This is a genomic window from Blautia sp. AF17-9LB, from assembly GCF_003479185.1.
Taxonomy (GTDB): Bacteria; Bacillota; Clostridia; order Lachnospirales; family Lachnospiraceae; genus Fusicatenibacter; species Fusicatenibacter saccharivorans.
The window spans coordinates 168,940-191,610 of sequence record NZ_QUGU01000005.1 but is presented as its reverse complement, the minus strand read 5'-3'; the positions used below and the strand labels follow the sequence as shown (position 1 = coordinate 191,610).

The following is a 22,671-nucleotide window of genomic DNA, read 5'->3' as shown; positions in this document are numbered from 1 at the left end:
ATTTCATACACAAAGCCAAAAGATAAGGAAGGAATCATACAGACATGGAATTAACTGGATCACAGATTGTTATTGAGTGCCTGAAGGAGCAGGGCGTGGACACCGTGTTCGGCTATCCGGGGGGAACGATTTTGAATATCTATGATGAGCTTTACCGTCATCCGGAAATCCACCACATCCTGACCTCCCACGAGCAGGGTGCTGCCCATGCGGCAGACGGGTATGCGCGTGCGACCGGAAAAACAGGCGTATGTATGGCAACAAGCGGCCCTGGTGCGACAAATCTTGTCACTGGAATTGCAACTGCCTACATGGATTCCACCCCGATGGTAGCCATCACCTGCAACGTAGGAAAGGCACTGCTTGGAAAAGACAGCTTTCAGGAGATTGACATTGCAGGCGTTGCGATGCCGATCACAAAATACAGCGTGATTGTAAAAGATATCACGGTTCTCGCAGACACGCTGCGCCGTGCGTTTTCGATTGCAAAGAGCGGAAGACCGGGCCCGGTTCTGGTGGATATCACGAAAGATGTCACGGCGGCAACGTATGAATATGAGCCAAAGACACCGGAAGCAATCGCACCGTCTATCGAAAAAATCACAGAAGAAGGACTGGATCACGTTGTATCTCTGATTCGGGAGTCGAAAAAACCGTATATTTTCGTGGGCGGCGGCAGCATCATCTCAGGTGCGGCCGAGGAAGTGCGTGAACTGGCACACCATATACAGGCGCCGGTCTGCGATACCCTGATGGGAAAAGGCGCTTTCCCGGGAACCGATAAGCTGTACACCGGCATGCTCGGTATGCACGGAACAAAAACATCGAACTATGGCGTGACGAAGTGCGACCTGCTGATCGTGCTCGGTGCAAGATTTTCCGATCGTGTCACCGGAAACGCCGCAAAATTTGCAAACAATGCAAAAATCGTTCAGATCGATGTAGATGCGGCAGAAATCAACAAGAATGTTGTTGTCGAGTCGAGCATCATCGGAGACGTCAAAGAAGTCTTAAAACGCCTGAATGCGAAGCTGGAGCCGATGCATCATGACGAGTGGATTGCCGAAATCGAGGCAATGAAAGAAAAATTCCCGTTAAAGCATGAAGAAGGCCTTACCGGACCGTTCGTGATCGAGGAGATCTATAAGGCAACCGACGGCCAGGCTGTCATCACGACCGATGTCGGACAGCATCAGATGTGGGCGGCGCAGTATTATCGGTATACGAGCCCGAGAACCCTTTTAACCTCCGGCGGTCTTGGAACCATGGGATTCGGTCTTGGAGCTGCCATGGGTGCCAAAATGGGACGCCCGGACAAAACCGTTATCAACATCGCAGGCGACGGCTGCTTCCGCATGAATATGAACGAACTGGCAACCCTTTCGAGACATAACATTCCGGTGATCGAAGTCGTTGTCAACAACCATGTACTCGGTATGGTACGCCAGTGGCAGACACTGTTCTATGGAAAACGGTATTCCAACACTGTTCTGCAGGATCAGGCGGACTTTGTCAAGGTTGCTGAGGCGCTCGGCGTAAAGGGCATCCGTGTGACGAAGAAAGAGGAAATGGGACCTGCCATCCGTGAGGCGATTGCGAGCGGAAAACCGGCACTGATCGACGTATGGATCGACTGCGATGAAAAAGTATTCCCGATGGTTCCGGCCGGAGCACCGATCGAGGATGTCTTCGATGCAGAGGATCTGGCAAAAAAGGAACAAGAAAAGAATTGACATATTTCTAACAAAGAGGTATCATAGTTTCAACGTGGTAAAGTAATACCGTATTACCATATGAATTGCAGACTTGTAAGAAAAACTGCAATACAGGTACAAACGATTACAAGGAAAACCACCGGCATAGGAACGGTGGTTTTCCAGTAATATAAAGTAGCAAGAGAAACAGGAGGATGAAAAATGAGCAGAGTTTATAATTTTTCCGCAGGACCGGCAGTTCTGCCAGAGGAAGTGTTGAAAGAAGCCCAGGAGGAAATGCTGGATTACCGCGGATGCGGCATGTCCGTCATGGAGATGAGCCACCGTTCCAAAGTATTCCAGAATATTATCGATGAGGCAGAAGCAGACCTTCGCGATCTGATGGGAATCCCGTCAAATTACAAAGTCCTGTTTCTCCAGGGCGGTGCATCGCTGCAGTTTTCCATGATCCCGATGAACCTGATGAAAAACGGTGTCGCAGATTACATCGTAACAGGCCAGTGGGCAAAGAAAGCATACGCAGAAGCACAGAAATACGGAAAGGCAAACAAAATTGCCTCCTCTGAGGATAAAACATTTTCCTACATCCCGGACTGCAGCGATCTTCCGATCAGCCCGGATGCCGATTATGTTTATATCTGTGAAAACAACACCATTTACGGAACCAAATACAAAAAACTGCCGAATACCAAGGGCAAAACCCTGGTGGCAGATGTCTCCTCCTGTTTCCTCTCCGAACCTGTTAATGTCTCCGATTACGGCATCATCTACGGCGGTGTCCAGAAAAACATCGGACCTGCCGGAATGGTCATCTCCATTGTCCGTGACGATCTGATTACCGACGATGTCCTGCCGGGAACACCGACCATGATGAAATTTAAAACGCATGCAGATGCCGGCTCTCTGTATAACACGCCGAACTGCTACTGCATCTACATGTGCGGCAAAGTGTTCAAATGGCTGAAGAAAATGGGCGGACTGGAAGTCATGAAACAGCGCAACGAAGAAAAAGCAAAACTGCTGTATGATTTCCTGGATCAGAGCAAGCTCTTCAAAGGAACCGTTGTACCGGAAGACCGTTCTCTGATGAACGTTCCGTTTATCACCGGAAATGCAGATCTGGATGCAAAATTCGTCAAAGAGTCCAAAGAAGCCGGACTTGAGAACCTGAAAGGTCACCGTACCGTCGGCGGTATGCGTGCAAGTATCTACAATGCAATGCCGAAGGAAGGCGTAGAAGCACTCGTAGCCTTCATGAAAAAGTTCGAGGAGGAAAATCTCTAATGTTTCAGTATCATTGCTTAAATCCGATTGCAGGCGTAGGCCTTGCAAATTTTAATGAAAACTATCAGCAGAGTGAAAGCCTGGAGGGAGCCGATGCGGTTCTCGTCAGAAGTGCAGCCATGCACGGTATGGAGCTGCCGAAAAGTCTTCTTGCCGTAGCAAGAGCAGGAGCCGGTGTCAACAACATTCCGCTTGCCGACTGCGCAGAGCAGGGTATCGTTGTATTCAACACACCGGGAGCCAATGCAAATGGCGTCAAAGAGCTGGTGCTTGCCGGCATGCTGCTTGCATCCCGCGATATCGCAGGCGGTATTGAGTGGGTGAAGAGCGACAAAGAAGACGGCGACATTGCAAAGACAGCAGAAAAACAGAAAAAGAAATTTGCCGGCTGTGAGATCAGCGGAAAGAAACTCGGTATCATCGGCCTTGGTGCCATCGGACAGCTTGTAGCAAATGCAGCGACGCACCTTGGCATGGAAGTATACGGATATGATCCATACATCTCCGTCGATGCAGCATGGAACCTGTCCCGCGACATCCATCACATCCAGAATGTGGAAGATATCTATCGCACCTGTGATTATATCACCATCCATGTGCCGCTTTTGGACAGCACGAAAGGTATGATCAACAAAGCAGCAATCGATGAGATGAAAGACGGCGTGGTTCTTCTGAACTATGCAAGAGACCTTCTCGTTGACGAGGATGCTGTTCTCGCGGCTTTAAAGGCCGGAAAAATGAAGAAATATGTGACCGACTTTGCAAATCCGAAGGTAGTCGATGCAGAGGGAACGATCGTTACCCCGCACCTTGGAGCATCCACCAAAGAATCCGAGGACAATTGTGCTGTGATGGCAGTCAAGGAAATCCGTGATTTCCTTGAGAACGGAAACATCAAAAACTCCGTCAACTTCCCGAACTGCAGCATGGGCGTATGCACAGGCGCAGGCCGTGTGACGATCTGCCACAAGAATATCCCAGGTATGCTGGGAGCCTTCACAACCGTTATGGGTAATGCGGATGTCAACATCAGCGATATGACAAACAAAGGTAAAGGCGATTACGCTTACACGATGATGGATCTGGAAAGCGAAGCAACCGAGGAGATAGTAAAAGCCCTCGAAGCAGTTGATGGTGTATTAAAGGTTCGTATCATTAAATAAAGAGAATCAAAGAAAATCAAAAAGTGACAGAAAAAGGCGGTGCCCGAAAACAGAGGTACCGCCTTTTCTTGTCAAGAACGGCAGAAGTTACTGCTGTTTGACTTCCTTTGGGTAAAGAACGGCACAAAAAAGAGAACTGCCCTGGGACAGTTCTCTTTGCCTGTAATGTATGGTTACGAAAAGATTTTCAGATTCGTTTCCAGACGGCTCCGCCGCGTACATCGGCAACTTCAATGCCCTGTGCTTTCAGATCGTCACGGATCTTATCTGCTTCTGCAAAGTTTTTGGCTTTCTTGGCCTCATATCGTTTCAGAACAAGAGCATCAATTTCCGGATCTCCTTCACCGGTAATCTGATAGCCGGACGCGGTGGAAGCAGAAGTTGTCTTTGCAGCCTCTTTTCTCTTCGCATCTGCATGAGCGAGAAGGGAAAGACCGAGTACCTGATCGAAACTGTCGAGAAGCGCCAGCTTTGCAGCATCATGCATGTCTGCTTTTAACACATCGTACAGCGTTGTGATGGCAAGCGAGGTGTTGAGGTCGGCATCGAGCGCTTTCTGGAATTTCTCTTTTAAAGCAGTCATAGAAGCTTCCTCGGCCGGTCCGTCTTTCGGGTCTAAAGCGGCGATGCGGGCGATCAGCTTGTCGTAGGCAATTTTGGCGTTGTCCAGGTTTTCCCAGGTGAAGACAAGCGCCTTACGGTAATGAGACTGGAGGCAGAAGAAACGGTAGACGAGAGGATCATAACCTTTTTCCTCAAGAAGAGAAACGGTTAAAAACTCACCTTTCGATTTCGACATCTTTCCAGTCGATGTATTCAGGTGATGTACATGGAACCACTGCGGGCACCAGGCGTGGCCAAGATAGCTTTCGGACTGTGCGATCTCGTTCGTGTGGTGCGGGAATGCATTGTCTACGCCGCCGCAGTGCAGGTCAAGGTATTCGCCATTGTATTTCATGGAGATACCGGAGCACTCGATGTGCCATCCCGGATAACCGACGCCCCACGGGGAATCCCATTTCAAGGCCTGGTTCTCAAATTTGGATTTCGTAAACCAGAGAACGAAATCATTTTTGTTGCGTTTGTTTGTATCTTCCTCTACGCCCTCACGTACACCGACCGCGAGGTCATCCTCGTCGTGATCGTTGAATACGTAGTAGTGGTCGAGACGGCTGGTGTCAAAGTAAACATTTCCGCCGGCAAAGTAAGCGTAGCCGGTGTCCATCAGTTTTTCAATGATTCTGATATATTCGTCAATGCATCCCGTTGCCGGCTGTACGACATCCGGGCGCTTGATGTTCAGCTTTTTGCAATCCGCAAAGAATGCATCGGTGTAATACTGTGCGATTTCCATGACTGTTTTGTGCTCGCGCTTTGCACCTTTGACCATCTTGTCCTCGCCGGTGTCCGCATCGGAGCTTAAATGGCCGACATCGGTGATGTTCATGACACGGTTGACGTCGTAGCCTTCATAGCGGAGTGCCTTTTCCAGGACATCCTCCATAATATAACTGCGCAGGTTTCCGATGTGCGCAAAATGATAAACGGTAGGTCCGCAGGTGTACATTTCTACACGGCCCGGTGTGTGTGTCAGGAATTCAGCTTTTTTATGGGTTGCAGAATTATAAAGATACATAAAAGAAGTCTCCTTTTTTCTTTTCGTGCGGATACGGATGCAGAAGTGATGATACACAAGAAAGCAAAAAAGCGTCTGCTGTATCCGACAAGGATATCAGAGACGCCGCGTGCGGTGCCTGTTTTCCGTGTACTGCACTGGTTCCTTATTAAAATTAATATTAGCAGGATTTTTTTTTGATGTCAATAGTCCGGAGACTGTCGAAGACAAAAAGTAAGAAAGTGATTTCGGTGTGAGCGGTCTTCATGGAAGGCTTTGCTTTGTAAAAGAAGGAAACGAAAGTAAAAAACGAAAGTAAAAAACGAAAGTAAAAAACAGTATGACGCTCTTAAATAAGAAGAAATGTGATTTTCAGAAGTCTGTTTTTGCGTCCGGCAGGATTCTTTCCCGGAGCAAAATCTGAAACAAATACAAAAAGACAGTGCTGCAGAACGCAAATGGAAAGAAACAATTATTTGTGTAATCTTTTTTTATTCTAAAACCGAAGAATACAGGAAAATAGAAAAACAGCATCAGAACAATACCCAAAAAGAGGAAAATAGAGGATTTTGATGACTTTAAATGCAGTTTATACACTTTTCTCCTGCATCGGATATTGACAAACAGAGAGAGTTCTGGTTATAATGAACCCAGTTGTTTTTGGACAAACGGACAAATGTACGGGCATGAGGGATGAAGAAAACAAATCTTGTTGGACGCATCTCCTTTTTGTACTATTCGTTTTGATGTGGTAAAGTGCCAAAATGAAAAACGGTGGAATGGCGAAGCCGTTCCGGTAAATGTCCGGATGATGCAAAAACAACGCGAATCCATGAAAGGAGTTAGGAAGAAATTATGAAAAGAAAAATTGTAAGCGCATTACTTGTTATGAGTATGACTGCAAGCCTGGTTGCCTGTGGAAATTCCGGCAGCGGAAGTTCTGATCCGGCGGATGAGAGTGTAAGCGTAAGCAGCAGCGCATCTTCCGAAAGCGATGCAAGCGCATCTGCAAGCAGTGAGAGCGAAGCCGAGGCAGAGGAGTCCGAAATGCCGGAAGGATACGACGAGACCAGCACAGAGCTCTATAACGAGGCACTGGGCGATTTCAACGATGCACTTGCTACTGCAAAGGAAGCAGAAACGGTGGATGAGAGATATGCCCTGATGGCAGTTGCCGAGGGAAAACTGATGGAGTCCGCCATGATGTACCCGCTCACCTCAAGAGGTGGTACGTACGCGATGTACAGAATGGCTCCGCGCACCAAGGACTATACCCTTTGGGGAAGCGATAAGGACCGTTATCATCAGTATGTTGTAACAACTGACTTTATCAAAGCAGAAGATTACAACGAGATGAGAGCAAAATGGGATGAGCTCAAAGGAACAGGAACCTATGAGAGCTGGGTAAAAGAATATCTGGCAGGAAAAGGTTACACCTTAAAAGACAGCTTCTCCATGCCGTATGCGAGCGATCCGGTAACATGGGACGGACTTGCAACTTCCCGTGCGGCAGATACCGATGCGATCATCAATACCTATGACGGCCTGATGGAGTACGACGTAGAGGGAACTCTGCAGCCGGCACTGGCAGAATCCTATGAAGTATCTGATGACGGACTGACCTATACCTTCCACCTTCGTAAAGATGTAAAATGGACCGATTCCCAGGGACGTGAAGTGGATACTGTAAAAGCAGATGACTTCGTGGCCGGAATGCAGCACATGTGTGATGCACAGGGCGGTCTGGAATACCTGGTACAGGGCGTGATCAAAAACGTATCCCAGTACATCAGCGGTGAAGTTACCGATTTCGACGAGGTTGGTGTAAAAGCTGTTGATGACTATACCGTAGAGTACACACTGGAAGAGCCATGCAGCTACTTCATGACCATGCTGGGCTACACCATCTTCATGCCGATGAGCAGAAGCTACTATCAGTCCCAGGGTGGTAAATTCGGTGCTGAGTACGATTCTTCCGCAGCAGATTATCAGTACGGAAAAGATTCCAACTCGATCGCATACTGCGGCCCGTACCTGGTAACCAACGCTACAGCGAAAAATACCATCGTATTTAAACTGAGCGATTCTTACTGGAACAAAGACAACGTAAACATTAAAACCCTGACCTGGCTGTTCAATGACCAGTCTGATGTTACCAAAATGTACACAGATGCAAAAGCAGGTACCGTTGACTATGTAAACCTGAACACCTCCACTATGGAGACAGCAAAATCCGAAGGTCTGTACGACCAGTACGCAGTAGTTTCAGATACCGACGCTACTTCCTTCATGGGATTCTACAATATCAACCGTACTGCGACTGCAAATGCCAACGACGGAACAACAGCAAAGAGTACAAAGTCTGACGAAGAAATCCAGAGAACAAACAAAGCACTGCAGAACGTTCACTTCAGAAGAGCGATCAGCTTTGCAGCAGATCGTGGCGCTTACAATGCACAGCAGGTTGGCGAGGATCTGAAGTATACTTCCCTTAGAAATACCTTTACCCCGGGATATTTCGTAAGCCTGTCAAAAGACACTACCATTCAGATCAACGGAACCGACACAACCTTCCCGGCAGGCACCTACTATGGTGAAATCGTACAGAAACAGATCGACGCCGACGGCGTGAAGATCAAAGTATGGGATGCCGAAAACAAGACCAGCGATGGTTTTGATGGATGGTACAATCCGGAAAACGCAGTAGAAGAACTGAATACCGCAATCGAGGAGCTCGCAGAAGACGGTATCACCATCGATGAGAGCAATCCGATCCAGATTGAGTATCCATATCCGTCTGCAGTAGAAGTTTACACCAACAAAGCAAACTCCTACAAGAAATCAGTAGAGGCTGCCCTTGGCGGAAAAGTTGTGATCAATCTGGTTGATGCCGTAGACCTGGATGGATGGTACTATGCAGGATACTATGTAAACTATGGTTATGAACAAAACTACGACGTATATGATGTCTCCGGATGGGGTCCGGACTTTGGTGATCCGTGCTCTTATCTGGATACCATGCTTCCGGACTACGAAGGATACATGACCAAATGTTTCGGTATCTTCTAATTTTGGAAAAGGTAAAATTGGAAAGACCAGAACAGTTGAAAGCCAATGAATAAACCGGCAGGGGGATGGGGACAAAAAAAGCCATTCCCCTGTCATATTGTGTTAAGGAATGAGAGAATATGACAAAATATCTTTTTAAGCGTTTGTTGCATGGCCTTGTTTCCGTAGTAATCGTCGTTGGATGCGTTATGACTATGATCTATTCTCTGATGGACCGAAATCTGATTTTCGCACAGGATACCACCTATTCCCATCAGAGCAATAACCAGAAAAAGGTGTACAAATATCAGAAGTGGGAGACATACGGATATCTTGATTATGTAACCTATGCAGATTATTTGAACGCTCTCAAAGCAAAAGGCGAAATTGACGAGGATACGAGATCCAAAGCAGTAGCATTCGGAAGAACGAAAGACCAGGATTCAGAACTGGTATCTGAATATGTAAAGGAATTTACAGCTTATTATAAAGCAAAAGGTTACACCGTAAGAAGATACGATGCGATCATGATGGGTAAGAAAAAATATGCCAACGGCGGACAGCAGCAGCTGTTTGCATACAGGGATATTCCGCTTGCAACGCGTCTCGGAAAATATTTTTCCGGTTTGATTGACATCGACAGCATTCACGATGCTGCAAAGGTAGAAGGTAAGAGGGGGATTACATTTACCTTACACGATCCGGTATATGGGGGAAAGAAATTTTCACCGGCCATCATGGGAAATGGCACAACACACAAGTACCTGATGTACTTTGACTCAAAATTCCCATATTTCCATCAGAATATAATCACCATAAATTTAGGAAAGTCCTATTCCGTAAATGAGGGTGTGGATGTAGCACTGACCATGACCCGCGCGCAGGGATCCTACGTAAAATCGGAGATTACCTACCCAAGCGGTCTGGTGGAATACAGTGCAGACGATCTGCACAGCGCAACGTATATGAGCGAATCTCAGGATGCAAGCGCTGTTCATTCCGATCGGTTCACAGATGACTATACCAACGTGGATACAATTAAGAGTGGTAAATCAAAAATCGGCTATTCCTTTGTAATCGGTATCATTGCCGTAATTCTTTCCTATCTCATCGCGGTGCCGCTTGGCATTCTGATGGCGAGAAAGAAAGACAAACTGGTTGACCAGCTTGGAACCATCTATATTGTATTCATTATAGCAGTACCTTCACTGGCCTATATTTTCCTGTTTAAGGCAATCGGAGGAAAAATGGGTCTGCCAACCACCTTTGACATGGATTCGAAGAGCAAGCTGATGTATATTCTGCCGATCGTTTCTCTGGCACTGCCGCAGGTGGCAAACCTGATGAAATGGCTGCGTCGATACATGATCGACCAGATGAACTCCGATTACGTAAAATTCGCAAGATCCGGTGGTCTGACAGAGGGAGAAATCTTTACGAAACACATTTTGAAGAACGCAGCGATTCCGATCGTGCAGGGTGTTCCGGCGAGCGTACTGTTCGCACTGACCGGAGCCATCATCACCGAGCGTGTGTACGTAGTACCTGGTGCCGGTAATCTGCTGACCGAAGCAATCAGCAAATATGATAATGGTGTTATCGTAGGTGTTACACTGTTCTACGCAGTGCTCTCCGTGATTTCCATCATCCTGGGCGACGTTTTGATGTCCATGGTGGATCCACGAATCTCATTCTCAACGAAAGACAGGTAGGGACTTATGAATTATGATTTAGATAAATTCGGTCTGTCTGAGGAAGAACTGTTTTCTCCTGTAGATAACAGCTCTCTGGAGTCTGAGAAAATTACGGCTCCGAGATATTCCTACTGGCATTCCGTCTTCCGCGTATTTTTTAAGAAAAAAATCAATATTGCCGTACTTTGCCTCCTGGGTGTGATTCTGCTGATGACGTATGTGTATCCGCTCTTTGTGGAGTACGACCGTTTCGCCAATCTGATGAACGGCGCGACAAAACATCTGTCTCCAAGCAAAGCATTGCAGCAGCTTGGATTCAATATTCACTGGATTTTAGGATCCGGTGCTTCCGGACAGTCGACCTTTGATGCTGTCTGGTTTGGTTCCAGAATTTCAGTTTCCCTGGCGTTTATCTGTGCGCTCATCAACCTTTCGATTGGTGTGATTGTCGGATCTGTCTGGGGATTTTCGAAGAAGGTTGATGTCTTCATGATGGAGGTTTACAACATCATCGGAAATATTCCGTATGTACTTCTGATCTCCGTCCTGGTGCTTATCTTTTCTCCGAGCTTCTGGACCATGGTATTTGCACTGACCGTTACCGGATGGCTTGCCATCGCGTACTTTATCCGTACGCAGGTCGTTATCATCCGTGACAGAGAGTATAATCTGGCATCAAAATGTCTTGGAACTTCGATTTTCCGCATTGCGATGAAGAATATTCTCCCGTTTATGACATCTGTCATTGTTACTCTGGCGGCAACTGAGATTCCGTCCTACATCTCTTACGAGGTGTTCCTGGCTTACATCGGTATGGGACTTTCTGACATGTCTCTGGGAAGACTGATCTATGAGGCTGAGGGTGCCATGCTGACACCGGGATGGGGATTCGAATTCTGGAGTCCGGTTGTTGTCGCTTCAATTATCACCGTAGTATTATATGTAGTTGGACAGAACCTTGGAGATGCGTCCGACCCGAGAACACATATGTAGGAAGGAAAGCCGCATGGAAGATAAAAAAGTATTATTATCGATTAAGGACTTACAGGTAAAATTCCGTGTCCGCGGCCGTATCCTGACGGCAATCCGGGGCGTAACGCTGGATATTTACGAGAATGAGTCCATTGCTATCGTAGGAGAATCCGGTGCCGGTAAATCCGTATTCACGAAAGCGTTTGCGGGTATGCTGGACAGCAACGGTTTCATCGATCAGGGAGATATCATTTTTAACGATGCCGAGCTGAGCGATACCGTTGTGCCGCTGAACTCTTATGCCAAAAAGACCATCGCATCCACCTGGGAAAAACTGAATGAGTATTCCAAACTGGAATATGGTTCAGAAGTATTCCTGAAAATGAAGGCGCTGGAGCAGGAAAAAGAAGAAAAAATGACGCTGAGCGAGGAAGAGCGTGAGAAAGCAGATGCTGAAATCAAGGAACTTGTAATAAAGAGAACCGAACTTTTCAACTATAAGCAGACACTCGATACTTCCAAAGAAAAAGCGAAAATCAAAGAGACATCTGCCGAGATTTCCCGACTGGATGGAGAGATCAAGGCTCTGCAGAAAGCAAAAGAGGAAAAAATCAAGGCACACAAACAGGCTGCCATGAACGATACGGCCTACAATCAGGCGTATGAGGCAAAAATGGCAGAGTACAAAAAAGAGTACGCCGGTCTGACAGCAAAAGAAATTACGGACGAGACGAGAAAGAGAAACGAGATTCTTGCCAAAGAGATCTATCTTTCTGTCGGACGTTACAAACTGCGTAAAAAGGTTCGCATGATCAAGAAGCTGCACGAGGCATTCAAAGCTGCGATGGAACGCGGTGTGGATCTGAATGACGAGCAGAAACGAAACGGCGTTTTCGACCAGGCTACCTTCCGCGTGCGCTATCTGGATGAGACATCGGAGCGGCTTCATGGAACCTGTATCATTAACCTGGCAAAAATCCAGGATCCGAATGACTGGGGTCAGATCCGCGGCAAGAAAATTGCAACCGTATTCCAGGATCCGATGACTTCCCTGAACCCGATTATCACAATCGGAAAACAGATCACTTCTGTTATCATGAAGCATCAGAATGTCAGCGAGGTGGAAGCAAGAGCACAGGCGCTTGAGCTGATGGAAAAGGTTGGTATTCCGAACGCAGAGCAGCGTTTCGATGATTATCCGTTCCAGTATTCCGGCGGTATGAGACAGCGTATCGTTATTGCGATTGCACTTTCCTGCCGTCCGAAGATCCTCATCTGCGATGAGCCGACAACTGCGCTGGATGTTACGATTCAGGCGCAGATCCTGAAGCTGATCAAGGACCTTCAGAAAGAGTACAACTACACCATCGTGTTTATTACCCACGACCTTGGTGTCGTAGCGAATATCGCAGACCGTGTTGCCGTTCTGTACGCAGGACAGATCATCGAGTTTGCGAACGTAGAAGAGCTATTCTACGATCCGCGCCATCCGTACACCTGGGCGCTGCTTTCTTCCCTGCCGCAGCTTGCGGAGCGGAATACAAAGCTGTTCTCAATTACCGGTACCCCGCCGTCTCTGTATAACAAAATTATCGGAGACCCGTTCGCGCCGCGTAACCAGTACTGTCTGAAAATCGACACACTGGAAGAACCGCCGATGTTCAAGGTAACGGATACCCATTACGCCAAAACCTGGCTGCTGGATCCGAGAGCACCAAAGACGGAGAAGCCGGAGGCAATTCAGAATATTCACGAAAAATTATTAAAAGCATACAACTTGTAAAACCAAGGGGATCAAGGTCGAAAAGCCGACGCAAGCAAAGCTTGCACGAGGGTTTTTGAGTTTGAGACCTGCAAAAACATGAGCAAGTAGCCATTTTTCGGAGAAAAATGAGCGGATTGCGAAAGTTTTTAAGATTGCGAAGCAATCTGGTGTTACAGGAATCAACTAATAGGAGAGTTTGAAAGTGTCTACAAAGCAGGAAAGCAAGACCACTGTTTCGCATCTGCCGGAGCATGGTCCGATTGACGAAAATGGAAGAGAAATCTTACTGCAGGTAAAAAATGTAGATATCACTTTCGGCAAGGGCGATGACGCAGTCAAAGCGGTAAAAAATGCTTCTTTTGACATCTATAAGGGAGAAACCTTCTCCCTCGTAGGCGAGTCCGGTTCCGGAAAGACCACGATCGGCCGTGCGGTCATTCGTGTCAACCCGTGTTCCGCAGGAGAGATCCTGTACAAGGGTGTTAAAATTTCCGGCAAGATTCCGCATTCCCTGGACCGGGAGGTTATCCGAAACATTCAGATGGTATTCCAGGATCCTGCCGCATCGTTAAATGAGCGTGCGACGGTCGATTACATCGTATCCGAGGGTCTTTACAACTTCCATCTGTACGAGAACGAGGCAGACCGTGTGAAAAAGGTAGAGAACATGATCAACGAAGTTGGTCTTCTGCCGGAGCACCTGACCCGTTACCCACATGAGTTCTCCGGCGGACAGCGCCAGCGTATTGGTTTGGCCCGTGCCATGGTTATGGAGCCGGAGCTGGTTGTAGCCGATGAGCCGATCTCCGCACTGGACGTATCGATCCGTGCCCAGGTCCTCAATCTGCTGAAGAAATTCCAGAGAGAAAAACAGGTTACTTATCTGTTTATCGCCCATGACCTTTCCATCGTACGGTTCATTTCCGACCGTATCGGTGTTATCTACAAAGGAAATATCGTAGAGGTTGCGGACGCAGAGGAGCTGTTCAACTTCCCGCTGCATCCATACACCCATTCCCTGATCTCTGCGATCCCGATTCCGGATCCGCAGCTCGAGAAGAATAAGGTGCTGTACACCTATGACCCGTCCATTCACGATTATTCCGTGGACAAACCGGAATTCGTGGACATCGGACACAATCATTTTGTATATGGAAATAAAAAAGAGATCGAAGAGTATAAGGCACTCCGTGAGAAGGGAGAGCCGCTGCAGCCGATCACCATCCGAAAGCCTGGCGAGGAAGTAAAAGAGGAGAACCACGAGGTTCATCTTTCCAAGGCAGAAGATGAATTCCTGAAAACTCCGGTTCACGATACCGGAAGCGTCTGGTACAAAGTGCTGTCGTTCTTCTTCCCGATCATCGGTATCATCGCAGCGATGGTATACAAAAAGAAACAATACTATCACAACTACAAAGCATGCAAGCAGGGCGCGCTGTACGGATTTGCTGTACTTGCCGTGATTCTCCTGATCTTTATCATTGCATTGATTTTAGTTGCCCTATAGTGGACAGGAAAGAAAAAGTGGCCCGGAACCAGAAAAAAGGTTCCGGTGCCGCTTTTTTTGATTTACGCGAGCAACGAGCCAAAGTCCGTGCTTGCACGAGACCTTGGCGACTGCCGCGATAACTTGAGAAACTCGCGGAGCGTGTTTCTCATAGTTTACAGGAAACTTCGTTGAAATTTTCTGTAAATTAAAAAAGTTGTGGCTTCCGGAACGAAGTGCGAGATGAATTCCGTTCCGATTTTACTTGACGGGCGATGTGTTTTTTGGGACAATAAATCACAGCGGAAAAGGAAAATTAGAATGAAAGAGGAGCAAAAAAATGGGAAGAACAGTAAAAGATCCGAACAGACGGCTGCCAAAGCCGGTACAGAAGGTCTGGCTTTCCGAAAAAAATGTCGGACGGCGCATCCTGCTTGTAGTACTGCTTCTGGCGATTGGATCCGGTTTTCTGGTGTATGGTTTTATGAACTTTCTGCATGGAGATTCCGGCTGGCGTGAGATCAGTGTAAAGGCAGGCGCGGATTTGAACTGCGGTGAGGATTTTACCTTGAAATATAACGTTGGCGCAAGCGGGGTTTCTGCAGGCGGGGAGGCAAAGGCGCTTTCGCTGCTTTACACAGATGCGGCAGTGAAAGGCTACCGGCTTTTCAATATAGATGAGAGCTTTGAGGATGTGACAAACCTGTATGATATCAACCAGCATCCAAATGAAGTGCTGACGGTAGATCCGGTTTTATACGATGCACTGAAAAAAGTATCCGATGCCAATTGCCGGGAAATTTATCTGGGACCGCTGTATGCGTCCCTGGAAAATCTCTGCGCCAGCAATGATGATGCGGCTGCAGCGCAGTTTGATCCGAACCGGAACGATGCGGCAGCAGAAGAAACGGCAGCAGTTGCTGCCTTTACACAGAACCCGGATGATATTTCACTGGAGCTGTCAGGGGAAAACCAGGTCTGTCTGCATGTGTCAGACGCGTATCAGGCGTATGCCGCAGAGATGGGCTATACCGCATATCTCGACTTTTTCTGGATGAAAAATGCTTTTTTGATTGATTATCTGGCGGATACGATTCGTGGCGAGGGCTATCAGCTCGGCATTATTTCCAGTAAGGACGGTTTCGTGCGCTGTCTCGATGAGACGGGAGAAAAAGAGTACCGGTATCCGCTGTATCATCTTTCCGGGAACGAAATCCAGTCATACGGAACAATGACGTATGAAGGACCGAAAAGCATCGTGTTTTTCCACGCTTACCAGGCGGGCAGCCCGGATGCGTACCGCTATTACCAGTATCAGGACGGAACGATGCGCACGCCGTATCTTAGCGCGGCAGACGGAAAAGACCACACAGCAGCCTCCGAACTGATCGTCTATTCCGGTGAATATGGCTGTGCCAATACGCTGCTTGCAGCATTTTCTGATTATCAGGCCGAATCGCTTTCCAGGGAGTCCCTGGAAACACTGACTTCACAGAACATTTACAGTATCTGGTTTGAGAACGATGAGATGCAGACGACAGATGAAGATCTTGCCGTAATCGTAGGAAATGAATAAAAAACAAACCAGATTTGCATTGTACAATCGCAGTTAGGATGGTAGAATAAAAACAGAATTTGAAAAATCATTTCCACAATCTGCAAGCCCCACTTCGCGATCTGTTTTGACCTTATCCGGTTGCTGCAGACCGTTTGGGCTGAAAATGGGACTCGCAGCTCACGAAAAGCTTTTTTCAAACACGCTCTGGCATGAATGAGTGCTTTTTTATGCGATTTTGTATGGGGGAAGCAGCAGCGAGAGCACGTAAAATAAAAAAGGAGGGGTTATAATTTTGAAAATGGAAGAAAAATTATACGATTATATGGATTGGGCGGAAATAGAAGCCGTGGTCTATTCTGAGGAAAATCATCCAAGAGACATCTTGGGACCGCGCGTAACGGAGGATGGTATTTTGATTCAGGCGTTTTTCCCGGGTGCAACCCGTGCAGCCGTACATACGATCCGCGACGGAAAACAGACCGAGATGGTTTGCGAGGATGAGGCGGGATTTTTCGCTGTGCTGCTTCCGGGAAAGAAAATTCCGTCCTATACGCTGATCTACTGGGACGGCGACGGAAACCAGATGGAGCATTACGATCCGTATGCCTATCCGATGCAGTTCACCGAGCAGGAACAGAAACAGTTTGAAAACGGCATCTGCTATTCCATCTATGAGAAGCTGGGTGCACACCCGGTAAAGATCGATGGTATCAGTGGTGTTTACTTCGCTGTCTGGGCACCGAATGCGATCCGTGTCAGCGTTGTCGGGGATTTCAATAACTGGGACGGAAGAGCATATCAGATGAATCTTCTGGAGTCCGGGATCTATGAACTCTTTATCCCCGGTGTTCGCGCGGGCGACATCTATAAATATGAAATTAAGGCAAAGGGCGGTCTGACGTATCTGAAATCGGATCCATACGCGAATGCAGCACAGCTGCGTCCGAACAATGCGAGTGTTGTGGTTGATCTTGGAAAATATGCCTGGCAGGATGAGAACTGGATGAAGAAGCGTGGTGTCACACAGGGCGACAAAGCGCCGATTTCTGTTTATGAAGTGCATCTTGGCTCCTGGAAAAAACCGGACGATGGCCGTGAATTTTATAACTACCGTGAGATCGCTCCGATGCTGGCTTCTTACGTCAAAGAGCTCGGCTACACCCATGTAGAACTGATGCCAGTGATGGAGCATCCTCTTGACGAGTCCTGGGGGTATCAGGTAACGGGCTATTACGCACCGACAGCACGATACGGAACGCCGGATGACTTCCGCTATTTTATGGATACGATGCACCAGAACGACATTGGTGTTATTCTCGACTGGGTACCGGCACACTTCCCGCGCGATACCTTCGGACTTTCTGCGTTTGATGGAACGTGTCTGTACGAGCATTTTGACCCGAGACAGGGATCCCATCCACACTGGGGCACGCTGATTTACAATTACGGCAGACCGGAAGTAAAGAACTTCCTGATCGCCAATGCGCTTTTCTGGGCAAAAGAGTACCATGCCGACGGAATCCGTATGGATGCGGTTGCATCGATGCTGTATCTTGATTATGGCAAGCAGGACGGGGAGTGGGTCGCAAATATCTACGGCGGAAATGAGAACCTTGAGGCAATCGAATTTTTAAAACATCTGAACTCCATCTTCAAAAAAGAGTTCCCGGATGCGCTTCTTATCGCAGAGGAATCGACCGCATGGCCGAAGGTGACGGGAGAACTCGACGATGAAGGACTTGGCTTCGACTACAAGTGGAACATGGGCTGGATGAATGATTTTACGGAATATATGAAAAACGATCCGGTATACCGCGGGGCACATCACGATCAGCTGACTTTTTCTATGGTATATGCATACTCGGAGAAATTCATGCTGAGTCTGTCGCACGATGAAGTGGTTCACCTGAAAGGGTCTATGTATACCAAAATGCCGGGTACACCGGAGCAGAAAATGGCAAATCTTCGTCTGGCGTACGCTTATCAGATGGTGCATCCCGGAAAGAAGCTTCTGTTTATGGGACAGGAATTTGGACAGGAAAAAGAGTGGAATGAGAAACAGTCCCTGTCCTGGGAGCTTCTTGAGGACAAGGAACATCTGCAGTTAAAGAACTATATGGCAGCACTGCATGCGTTTTACAAGGCAAATCCGGCACTGTATCAGCTTGACGAAAAGCCGGAGGGCTTTGAGTGGATCAATGGCATGGAGTGGGAAAAGAATCTTCTGATCTTCCTTCGCAGAACAAGGAAGAAAGAAGATACGCTGCTTGTCGTATGCAACTTCTCGAATGTCGAGTACGATGATTTCCGCATTGGTGTGCCGTATCCAGGAAAGTACAAAGAGATGTTCAACAGCGATGCGGAAAGCTATGGCGGAACAGGCGTCGGAAATCCACGCGTGAAAATGTCGAAAAAAACAGAGTGCGACGAGCGGAAAAACTCGATTACCGTAAAACTCGCACCGCTTTCTGTTCAGGTATTTTCTTATACGAAGCCGGAGACGGGCGCTGCAAGCAATAAGAGCGCAAAGGCAAAAACTGCAGCGAAAGCGGCAGCAGAGAAGAAAACCGGAAAGAAGGGAAAACCGGCTGGAAAAACGGAAGAAGCAGTAAAAGCAGTAAAAGCAAAGAAAACAACAAAGACTGCCCAAAAAGCAGAGAAAAAGGTATCGGAAAAAACGGTGAAAACCGCAGAGAAAAAGCAGGGAACTACGACTGCGACAGAGAAGGTGGAGAAAGCCGTAAAGCAGGCGATCGACAGCAAACCGGTGAAAACGGTAGAGCAGACGGTGGACAAGCTGGTGAAAGCCGGAAAATCTGCAGCGGCAGAGGCAGCAAAAGCTGTGGAAAAATACCGCGCAGCCGCCGATCCGGAAAAGAAGCCGGCTACAAAGCCGGAAACAAAGCCGGAAACAAAATCAGAGGCAAAACCAGAGACAAAAACGAAAAAAAGCACAGGCATGAGTGAACTCGGCGAGGAGCTGCAGAGAAAATTCGAGACAGAGGAGAGATAACACATGGTGAATCTGACAGCGGCGGAACGCGTCTATGAATACTGGATCGACAAGGCCTCTTCGGCTGCCGATCTGGTGCTGAAGATCGTGTTTGCAGTAATTCTGTTTCTGGTTGCACGCAAACTGATCCTGTGGCTCTGTGGTCTGATCCGGAAAAACATGCGGCGTTTTCACACGGAGGAGGCGGTGGTCAGTTTCACCGTTTCCATGGTGAAATACAGTCTGAACACGCTGCTGGTGCTGACCATTATCGTTCAGCTCGGTATCGTATCCGAAGCGTCGATCGCAGCAGCTATCGCCTCCGCCGGCGTTGCCGTATCCCTGGCATTGCAGGGCGGTCTCTCGAACTTTGCAGGCGGGGTGATGATTCTGCTGCTGAAGCCATTTAAGGTCGGTGACTACATCATTTTTCCGGGCGAAGGTCAGGAGGGAACGGTTAAGAAGATTGAGATGTATTATACGACAATCAACAGCATCGACAACCGTACCATCATGATCCCGAACGCTAATCTGACGAACCACACCATCATCAACGTGACGGCGATGGACCGGAGAAAGCTGGAGATCAAAGTCGGCATTTCTTATGAGTCCGATATCAAAAAAGCGAAGGACATCCTGCGCCGCCTCGTTGAGGAGGAACCGCATTTTCAGTCGGAGGAACAGCAGTTTTTCGTAGATGAGCTGGGCGAGAGCGCGATTACGGTCGGTCTCCGCGCCTGGGTCGCAACGGAAAATTACTGGCCGGTCAAATGGAAAATGAATGAGCGCATCAAAGAAGAGTTTGACGCGGCGGGAATTTCCATCCCGTATAACCAGCTCGATGTCCACATCTGCCCGGAACCGGCGAACAAAAAAGCCGGAAAAGGCGATAAATAAAGGATATTTTGAAAATTAACCCTTGCAATTGCACGGAAAAGGTGCTATAGTAAAGTTGTTAATAAGTGACTGTTAAGGAGTGGACGATTTCGTCCACTCTTTCTTGTGTACAGGGAAATGAAAGAATTTTTCGAAAGTTTCCCTGAATCAAAAAGGTGGTGAGGATTTGAGCAGAAGAGAAGAATACGAACAGAAGGCAGAAGAACTGATCACTCCGATTGTAGAAGCCAATGGTTTTGAACTGGTGGATGTGGAGTATGTCAAAGAGGGCGGTACCTGGTACCTGCGTGCTTACATCGACAAAGAAGGCGGAATTACCGTGGATGACTGCGAAATCGTCAGCCGTGCATTTTCTGACCGGCTGGACGCAGAGGACTTTATCGATGACGCCTATATCATGGAGGTCAGCTCCCCGGGCCTTGGACGTCCGCTGAAAAAAGAGAAAGACTATAAGAGAAGCATGGGAAAAGAGCTGGAAATCCGGACATACCGTGCGATCGAGAGAAACCGGGAATTTTACGGAATACTCACCGCATATGATGATAACAGTGTGACCATTTTGGAGGAGGACGGAACAGAGCGCGTCTTCCAGAAAAGCGATATTGCATTGATCCGTTTAGCATTTGATTTCTAAACAGACGCAGATACAGGAGGAAAAGAGAAAAATGAATACAGAATTAATGGAGGCCCTTGAAGTTCTTGAGAAAGAGAAGAATATCAGCAAAGATACCCTGCTTGAGGCAATTGAGCAGTCGCTGATCCAGGCCTGTAAAAACCATTTTGGCAAAGCAGATAATGTAAAGGTAAGCATTAACGCCCAGACTGGTGATTTCAAAGTCGTAGCAGAGAAAACCGTTGTTGATCTGGTACAGGATCCGATCATGGAGATCGCCCTTTCCGATGCAAAACGTGCAGACTCCCGCTATGAACTCGGCGATATCGTTCCGGTAGAAATCAAATCCAAAGAGTTCGGCCGTATTGCAACCCAGAATGCCAAAAACGTCATTCTTCAGAAGATCCGTGAGGAAGAGCGTAAAGTTCTGTTTGATCAGTACTTCGAGAAAGAGCACGATGTGGTTACCGGTGTGGTACAGCGCTATGTGGGACGCAACGTCAGCATCAACCTCGGTAAAGTAGACGCTCTGCTGACCGAGAACGAGCAGGTCAAAGGCGAGAAATTTGAGCCGACCCAGCGTGTGAAAGTATACGTTCTGGAAGTAAAGAATACAACCAAGGGACCGAAGGTTATGGTATCCCGTACCCATCCGGAACTCGTAAAACGTCTCTTTGAGTCTGAGGTTTCCGAGGTTGCGGAAGGCATCGTAGAGATCAAGAGCATTGCCCGTGAGGCGGGAAGCCGTACGAAAATGGCAGTATGGTCCAACGATCCGAATGTCGATGCAGTCGGCGCATGCGTCGGTATGAACGGAAGCCGTGTCAACGCGGTTGTCAACGAGCTGAACGGCGAGAAGATCGACATCATCACATGGGATGAGAACCCGGCACTCCTGATCGAGAACGCACTGAGCCCGGCAAAAGTTATCTCCGTTATGGCAGACCCGGAGGAGAAGACCGCAAAAGTAATCGTTCCGGATTACCAGCTTTCCCTTGCCATCGGTAAAGAGGGACAGAACGCAAGACTTGCCGCACGTCTGACCGGATTCAAGATCGACATTAAGAGCGAGACCCAGGCACGCGAGGCAGGAGACTTCGACTACGTAGAAGAGGAATACGAGGAAGAGGACAATTACGATGAGTCCGCAGCAGAGGAGGAAACCATCTCTGCAGAAGAAAACTTCGACGAGAATGATGTAGAAACAGCAGAGAAAGCCGGAGACGAAGAGTAATTAAAATAAAAACAAAGGCGGGATGAGCATTTGAGTACAGTTCGTAAAGTGCCGCTGCGTAAATGCATTGGCTGCAATGAAATGAAAAACAAAAAAGAAATGATCCGCGTGGTGAAAACCACCGAAGGAACGATTGTTCCGGACACAACCGGAAGAATGAACGGACGCGGTGCTTATGTCTGCTCTCTGGAATGTCTTGGGAAAGCAATGAAAAACAAAGGACTTTCCCGTTCTCTGAAGGCAGAAATTCCATCAGAGGTTTATGAGCAGTTAAAGGAGGCATTTGCGAAGATTGAACAGTCAAAGTAAAGGATTATCCATGCTGGGCCTTGCCATGAAGGCGGGTAAGGTATCGAGCGGCGAATTTGCGACCGAGCAGGCCGTAAAGAGCGGCAGCGCATACCTTGTCATTCTGGCGGAAACGGCGTCGGCCAATACACAGAAGAAATTTCGCAATATGTGTGCATACTATAAAGTGCCATGCATTCTTTTTGGGGACAAAGAGCAGCTTGGAAGAGCCATCGGAAGAGAATACCGTTCTTCCCTTGCCGTATGTGAAGCGCATTTTGCAGAAAAAATAGCAGCATTGTTGGCAGAAGCGTAAGGCGTAAGGCCGGAAAGGTCGGTGGATGGAT

Annotated in this window: 17 protein-coding genes; 15 read left to right on the top strand and 2 right to left on the bottom strand. The window is 47.8% G+C overall.

Annotated elements, in window-relative coordinates:
- The first annotated feature begins 44 nt into the window (after positions 1–44).
- The 3 genes from ilvB (at position 45) to DWX00_RS07460 (ending at position 4,162) form a co-directional block, all read left to right on the top strand.
- A complete protein-coding gene (gene ilvB / locus DWX00_RS07470) occupies positions 45–1,733 on the top strand; it encodes a biosynthetic-type acetolactate synthase large subunit (RefSeq protein WP_117804397.1) in 1,689 nt (562 codons plus the stop codon).
- A 183-nt stretch (positions 1,734–1,916) separates the two neighbouring features.
- Positions 1,917–2,999 (top strand): 3-phosphoserine/phosphohydroxythreonine transaminase, encoded by a 1,083-nt coding sequence (gene serC, locus DWX00_RS07465; RefSeq protein ID WP_117804398.1) that lies wholly within the window; start codon positions 1,917–1,919, stop codon positions 2,997–2,999.
- Positions 2,999–4,162 (top strand): phosphoglycerate dehydrogenase, encoded by a 1,164-nt coding sequence (locus DWX00_RS07460; RefSeq protein WP_117804399.1) that lies wholly within the window; start codon positions 2,999–3,001, stop codon positions 4,160–4,162. Before serC ends, DWX00_RS07460 begins: the two co-directional genes overlap by 1 nt.
- Positions 4,163–4,349: 187 nt before the next feature.
- Here the strand turns inward: DWX00_RS07460 and cysS are convergent, their stop codons facing one another.
- Positions 4,350–5,798, bottom strand: a complete 1,449-nt coding sequence (gene cysS, locus DWX00_RS07455; RefSeq protein WP_118594944.1) for a cysteine--tRNA ligase — start codon at positions 5,796–5,798, stop codon at positions 4,350–4,352.
- 834 nt (positions 5,799–6,632) lie between these two features.
- Here cysS and DWX00_RS07450 point away from each other — a divergent pair.
- The 6 genes from DWX00_RS07450 to DWX00_RS07425 all read left to right on the top strand — a co-directional run bounded on the left by DWX00_RS07450 (position 6,633) and on the right by DWX00_RS07425 (position 16,318).
- The gene (locus tag DWX00_RS07450) at positions 6,633–8,846 is read left to right on the top strand and encodes an ABC transporter substrate-binding protein (RefSeq protein ID WP_118594943.1); all 2,214 of its coding nucleotides are present in this window, start codon (positions 6,633–6,635) and stop codon (positions 8,844–8,846) included.
- A gap of 119 nt (positions 8,847–8,965) precedes the next feature.
- Entirely contained in the window at positions 8,966–10,537 is a 1,572-nt protein-coding gene (locus DWX00_RS07445; RefSeq protein WP_055221532.1) for an ABC transporter permease, read from the top strand.
- Between the two features lie 6 nt (positions 10,538–10,543).
- A complete protein-coding gene (locus DWX00_RS07440; RefSeq protein WP_022461048.1) occupies positions 10,544–11,512 on the top strand; it encodes an ABC transporter permease in 969 nt (322 codons plus the stop codon).
- A gap of 13 nt (positions 11,513–11,525) precedes the next feature.
- On the top strand, positions 11,526–13,274 hold the full coding sequence (gene oppD, locus DWX00_RS07435; RefSeq protein ID WP_055221530.1) for an oligopeptide ABC transporter ATP-binding protein OppD: 1,749 nt from the start codon (positions 11,526–11,528) through the stop codon (positions 13,272–13,274).
- 184 nt (positions 13,275–13,458) lie between these two features.
- On the top strand, positions 13,459–14,763 hold the full coding sequence (locus tag DWX00_RS07430; protein WP_270423095.1) for an ATP-binding cassette domain-containing protein: 1,305 nt from the start codon (positions 13,459–13,461) through the stop codon (positions 14,761–14,763).
- Positions 14,764–15,082: 319 nt separating this feature from the next.
- Complete coding sequence (locus DWX00_RS07425) at positions 15,083–16,318, top strand: hypothetical protein (RefSeq protein WP_117509188.1); 1,236 nt, start codon at positions 15,083–15,085, stop codon at positions 16,316–16,318.
- Here the strand turns inward: DWX00_RS07425 and DWX00_RS20705 are convergent.
- Entirely contained in the window at positions 16,243–16,497 is a 255-nt protein-coding gene (locus DWX00_RS20705; protein ID WP_416388104.1) for a DUF6783 domain-containing protein, read from the bottom strand. The two genes, DWX00_RS07425 and DWX00_RS20705, sit on opposite strands and share 76 nt — an antisense overlap.
- Positions 16,498–16,598: 101 nt before the next feature.
- Here DWX00_RS20705 and glgB point away from each other — a divergent pair, with 101 nt between their 5' ends.
- From glgB to DWX00_RS07395, 6 genes are all read left to right on the top strand, one after another.
- On the top strand, positions 16,599–19,313 hold the full coding sequence (glgB, locus tag DWX00_RS07420; protein WP_117509417.1) for a 1,4-alpha-glucan branching protein GlgB: 2,715 nt from the start codon (positions 16,599–16,601) through the stop codon (positions 19,311–19,313).
- Between the two features lie 3 nt (positions 19,314–19,316).
- Positions 19,317–20,189, top strand: coding sequence for a mechanosensitive ion channel family protein (locus DWX00_RS07415; protein WP_055265441.1), 873 nt, complete (start codon positions 19,317–19,319; stop codon positions 20,187–20,189).
- 166 nt (positions 20,190–20,355) lie between these two features.
- Positions 20,356–20,823, top strand: a complete 468-nt coding sequence (gene rimP / locus DWX00_RS07410; protein ID WP_022462927.1) for a ribosome maturation factor RimP — start codon at positions 20,356–20,358, stop codon at positions 20,821–20,823.
- Between the two features lie 31 nt (positions 20,824–20,854).
- Positions 20,855–22,036 carry a transcription termination factor NusA gene (gene nusA, locus DWX00_RS07405; protein ID WP_117509187.1) on the top strand — a complete coding sequence of 394 codons (1,182 nt, stop codon included), beginning with the start codon at positions 20,855–20,857 and terminating at the stop codon, positions 22,034–22,036.
- 30 nt (positions 22,037–22,066) lie between these two features.
- Positions 22,067–22,345, top strand: coding sequence for an RNase P modulator RnpM (rnpM, locus tag DWX00_RS07400; protein ID WP_022462929.1), 279 nt, complete (start codon positions 22,067–22,069; stop codon positions 22,343–22,345).
- Complete coding sequence (locus tag DWX00_RS07395) at positions 22,329–22,640, top strand: L7Ae/L30e/S12e/Gadd45 family ribosomal protein (protein WP_055221524.1); 312 nt, start codon at positions 22,329–22,331, stop codon at positions 22,638–22,640. The genes rnpM and DWX00_RS07395 overlap by 17 nt, the downstream gene beginning before the upstream one ends.
- The last annotated feature ends 31 nt before the right edge of the window (positions 22,641–22,671 follow it).

Excerpts from the sequence above, each read along its gene's own strand:
- ilvB (WP_117804397.1), top strand. The coding sequence starts at position 45 with ATGGAATTAACTGGATCACAGATTGTTATTGAGTGCCTGAAGGAGCAG.
- DWX00_RS07440 (WP_022461048.1), top strand. The coding sequence starts at position 10,544 with ATGAATTATGATTTAGATAAATTCGGTCTGTCTGAGGAAGAACTGTTT.
- oppD (WP_055221530.1), top strand. The coding sequence starts at position 11,526 with ATGGAAGATAAAAAAGTATTATTATCGATTAAGGACTTACAGGTAAAA.
- DWX00_RS07415 (WP_055265441.1), top strand. The coding sequence starts at position 19,317 with ATGGTGAATCTGACAGCGGCGGAACGCGTCTATGAATACTGGATCGAC.
- DWX00_RS07450 (WP_118594943.1), top strand. The coding sequence starts at position 6,633 with ATGAAAAGAAAAATTGTAAGCGCATTACTTGTTATGAGTATGACTGCA.
- glgB (WP_117509417.1), top strand. The coding sequence starts at position 16,599 with ATGGAAGAAAAATTATACGATTATATGGATTGGGCGGAAATAGAAGCC.
- DWX00_RS07425 (WP_117509188.1), top strand. The coding sequence starts at position 15,083 with ATGGGAAGAACAGTAAAAGATCCGAACAGACGGCTGCCAAAGCCGGTA.
- cysS (WP_118594944.1), bottom strand. The coding sequence starts at position 5,798 with ATGTATCTTTATAATTCTGCAACCCATAAAAAAGCTGAATTCCTGACA.
- serC (WP_117804398.1), top strand. The coding sequence starts at position 1,917 with ATGAGCAGAGTTTATAATTTTTCCGCAGGACCGGCAGTTCTGCCAGAG.
- nusA (WP_117509187.1), top strand. The coding sequence starts at position 20,855 with ATGAATACAGAATTAATGGAGGCCCTTGAAGTTCTTGAGAAAGAGAAG.
- DWX00_RS07460 (WP_117804399.1), top strand. The coding sequence starts at position 2,999 with ATGTTTCAGTATCATTGCTTAAATCCGATTGCAGGCGTAGGCCTTGCA.
- DWX00_RS07445 (WP_055221532.1), top strand. The coding sequence starts at position 8,966 with ATGACAAAATATCTTTTTAAGCGTTTGTTGCATGGCCTTGTTTCCGTA.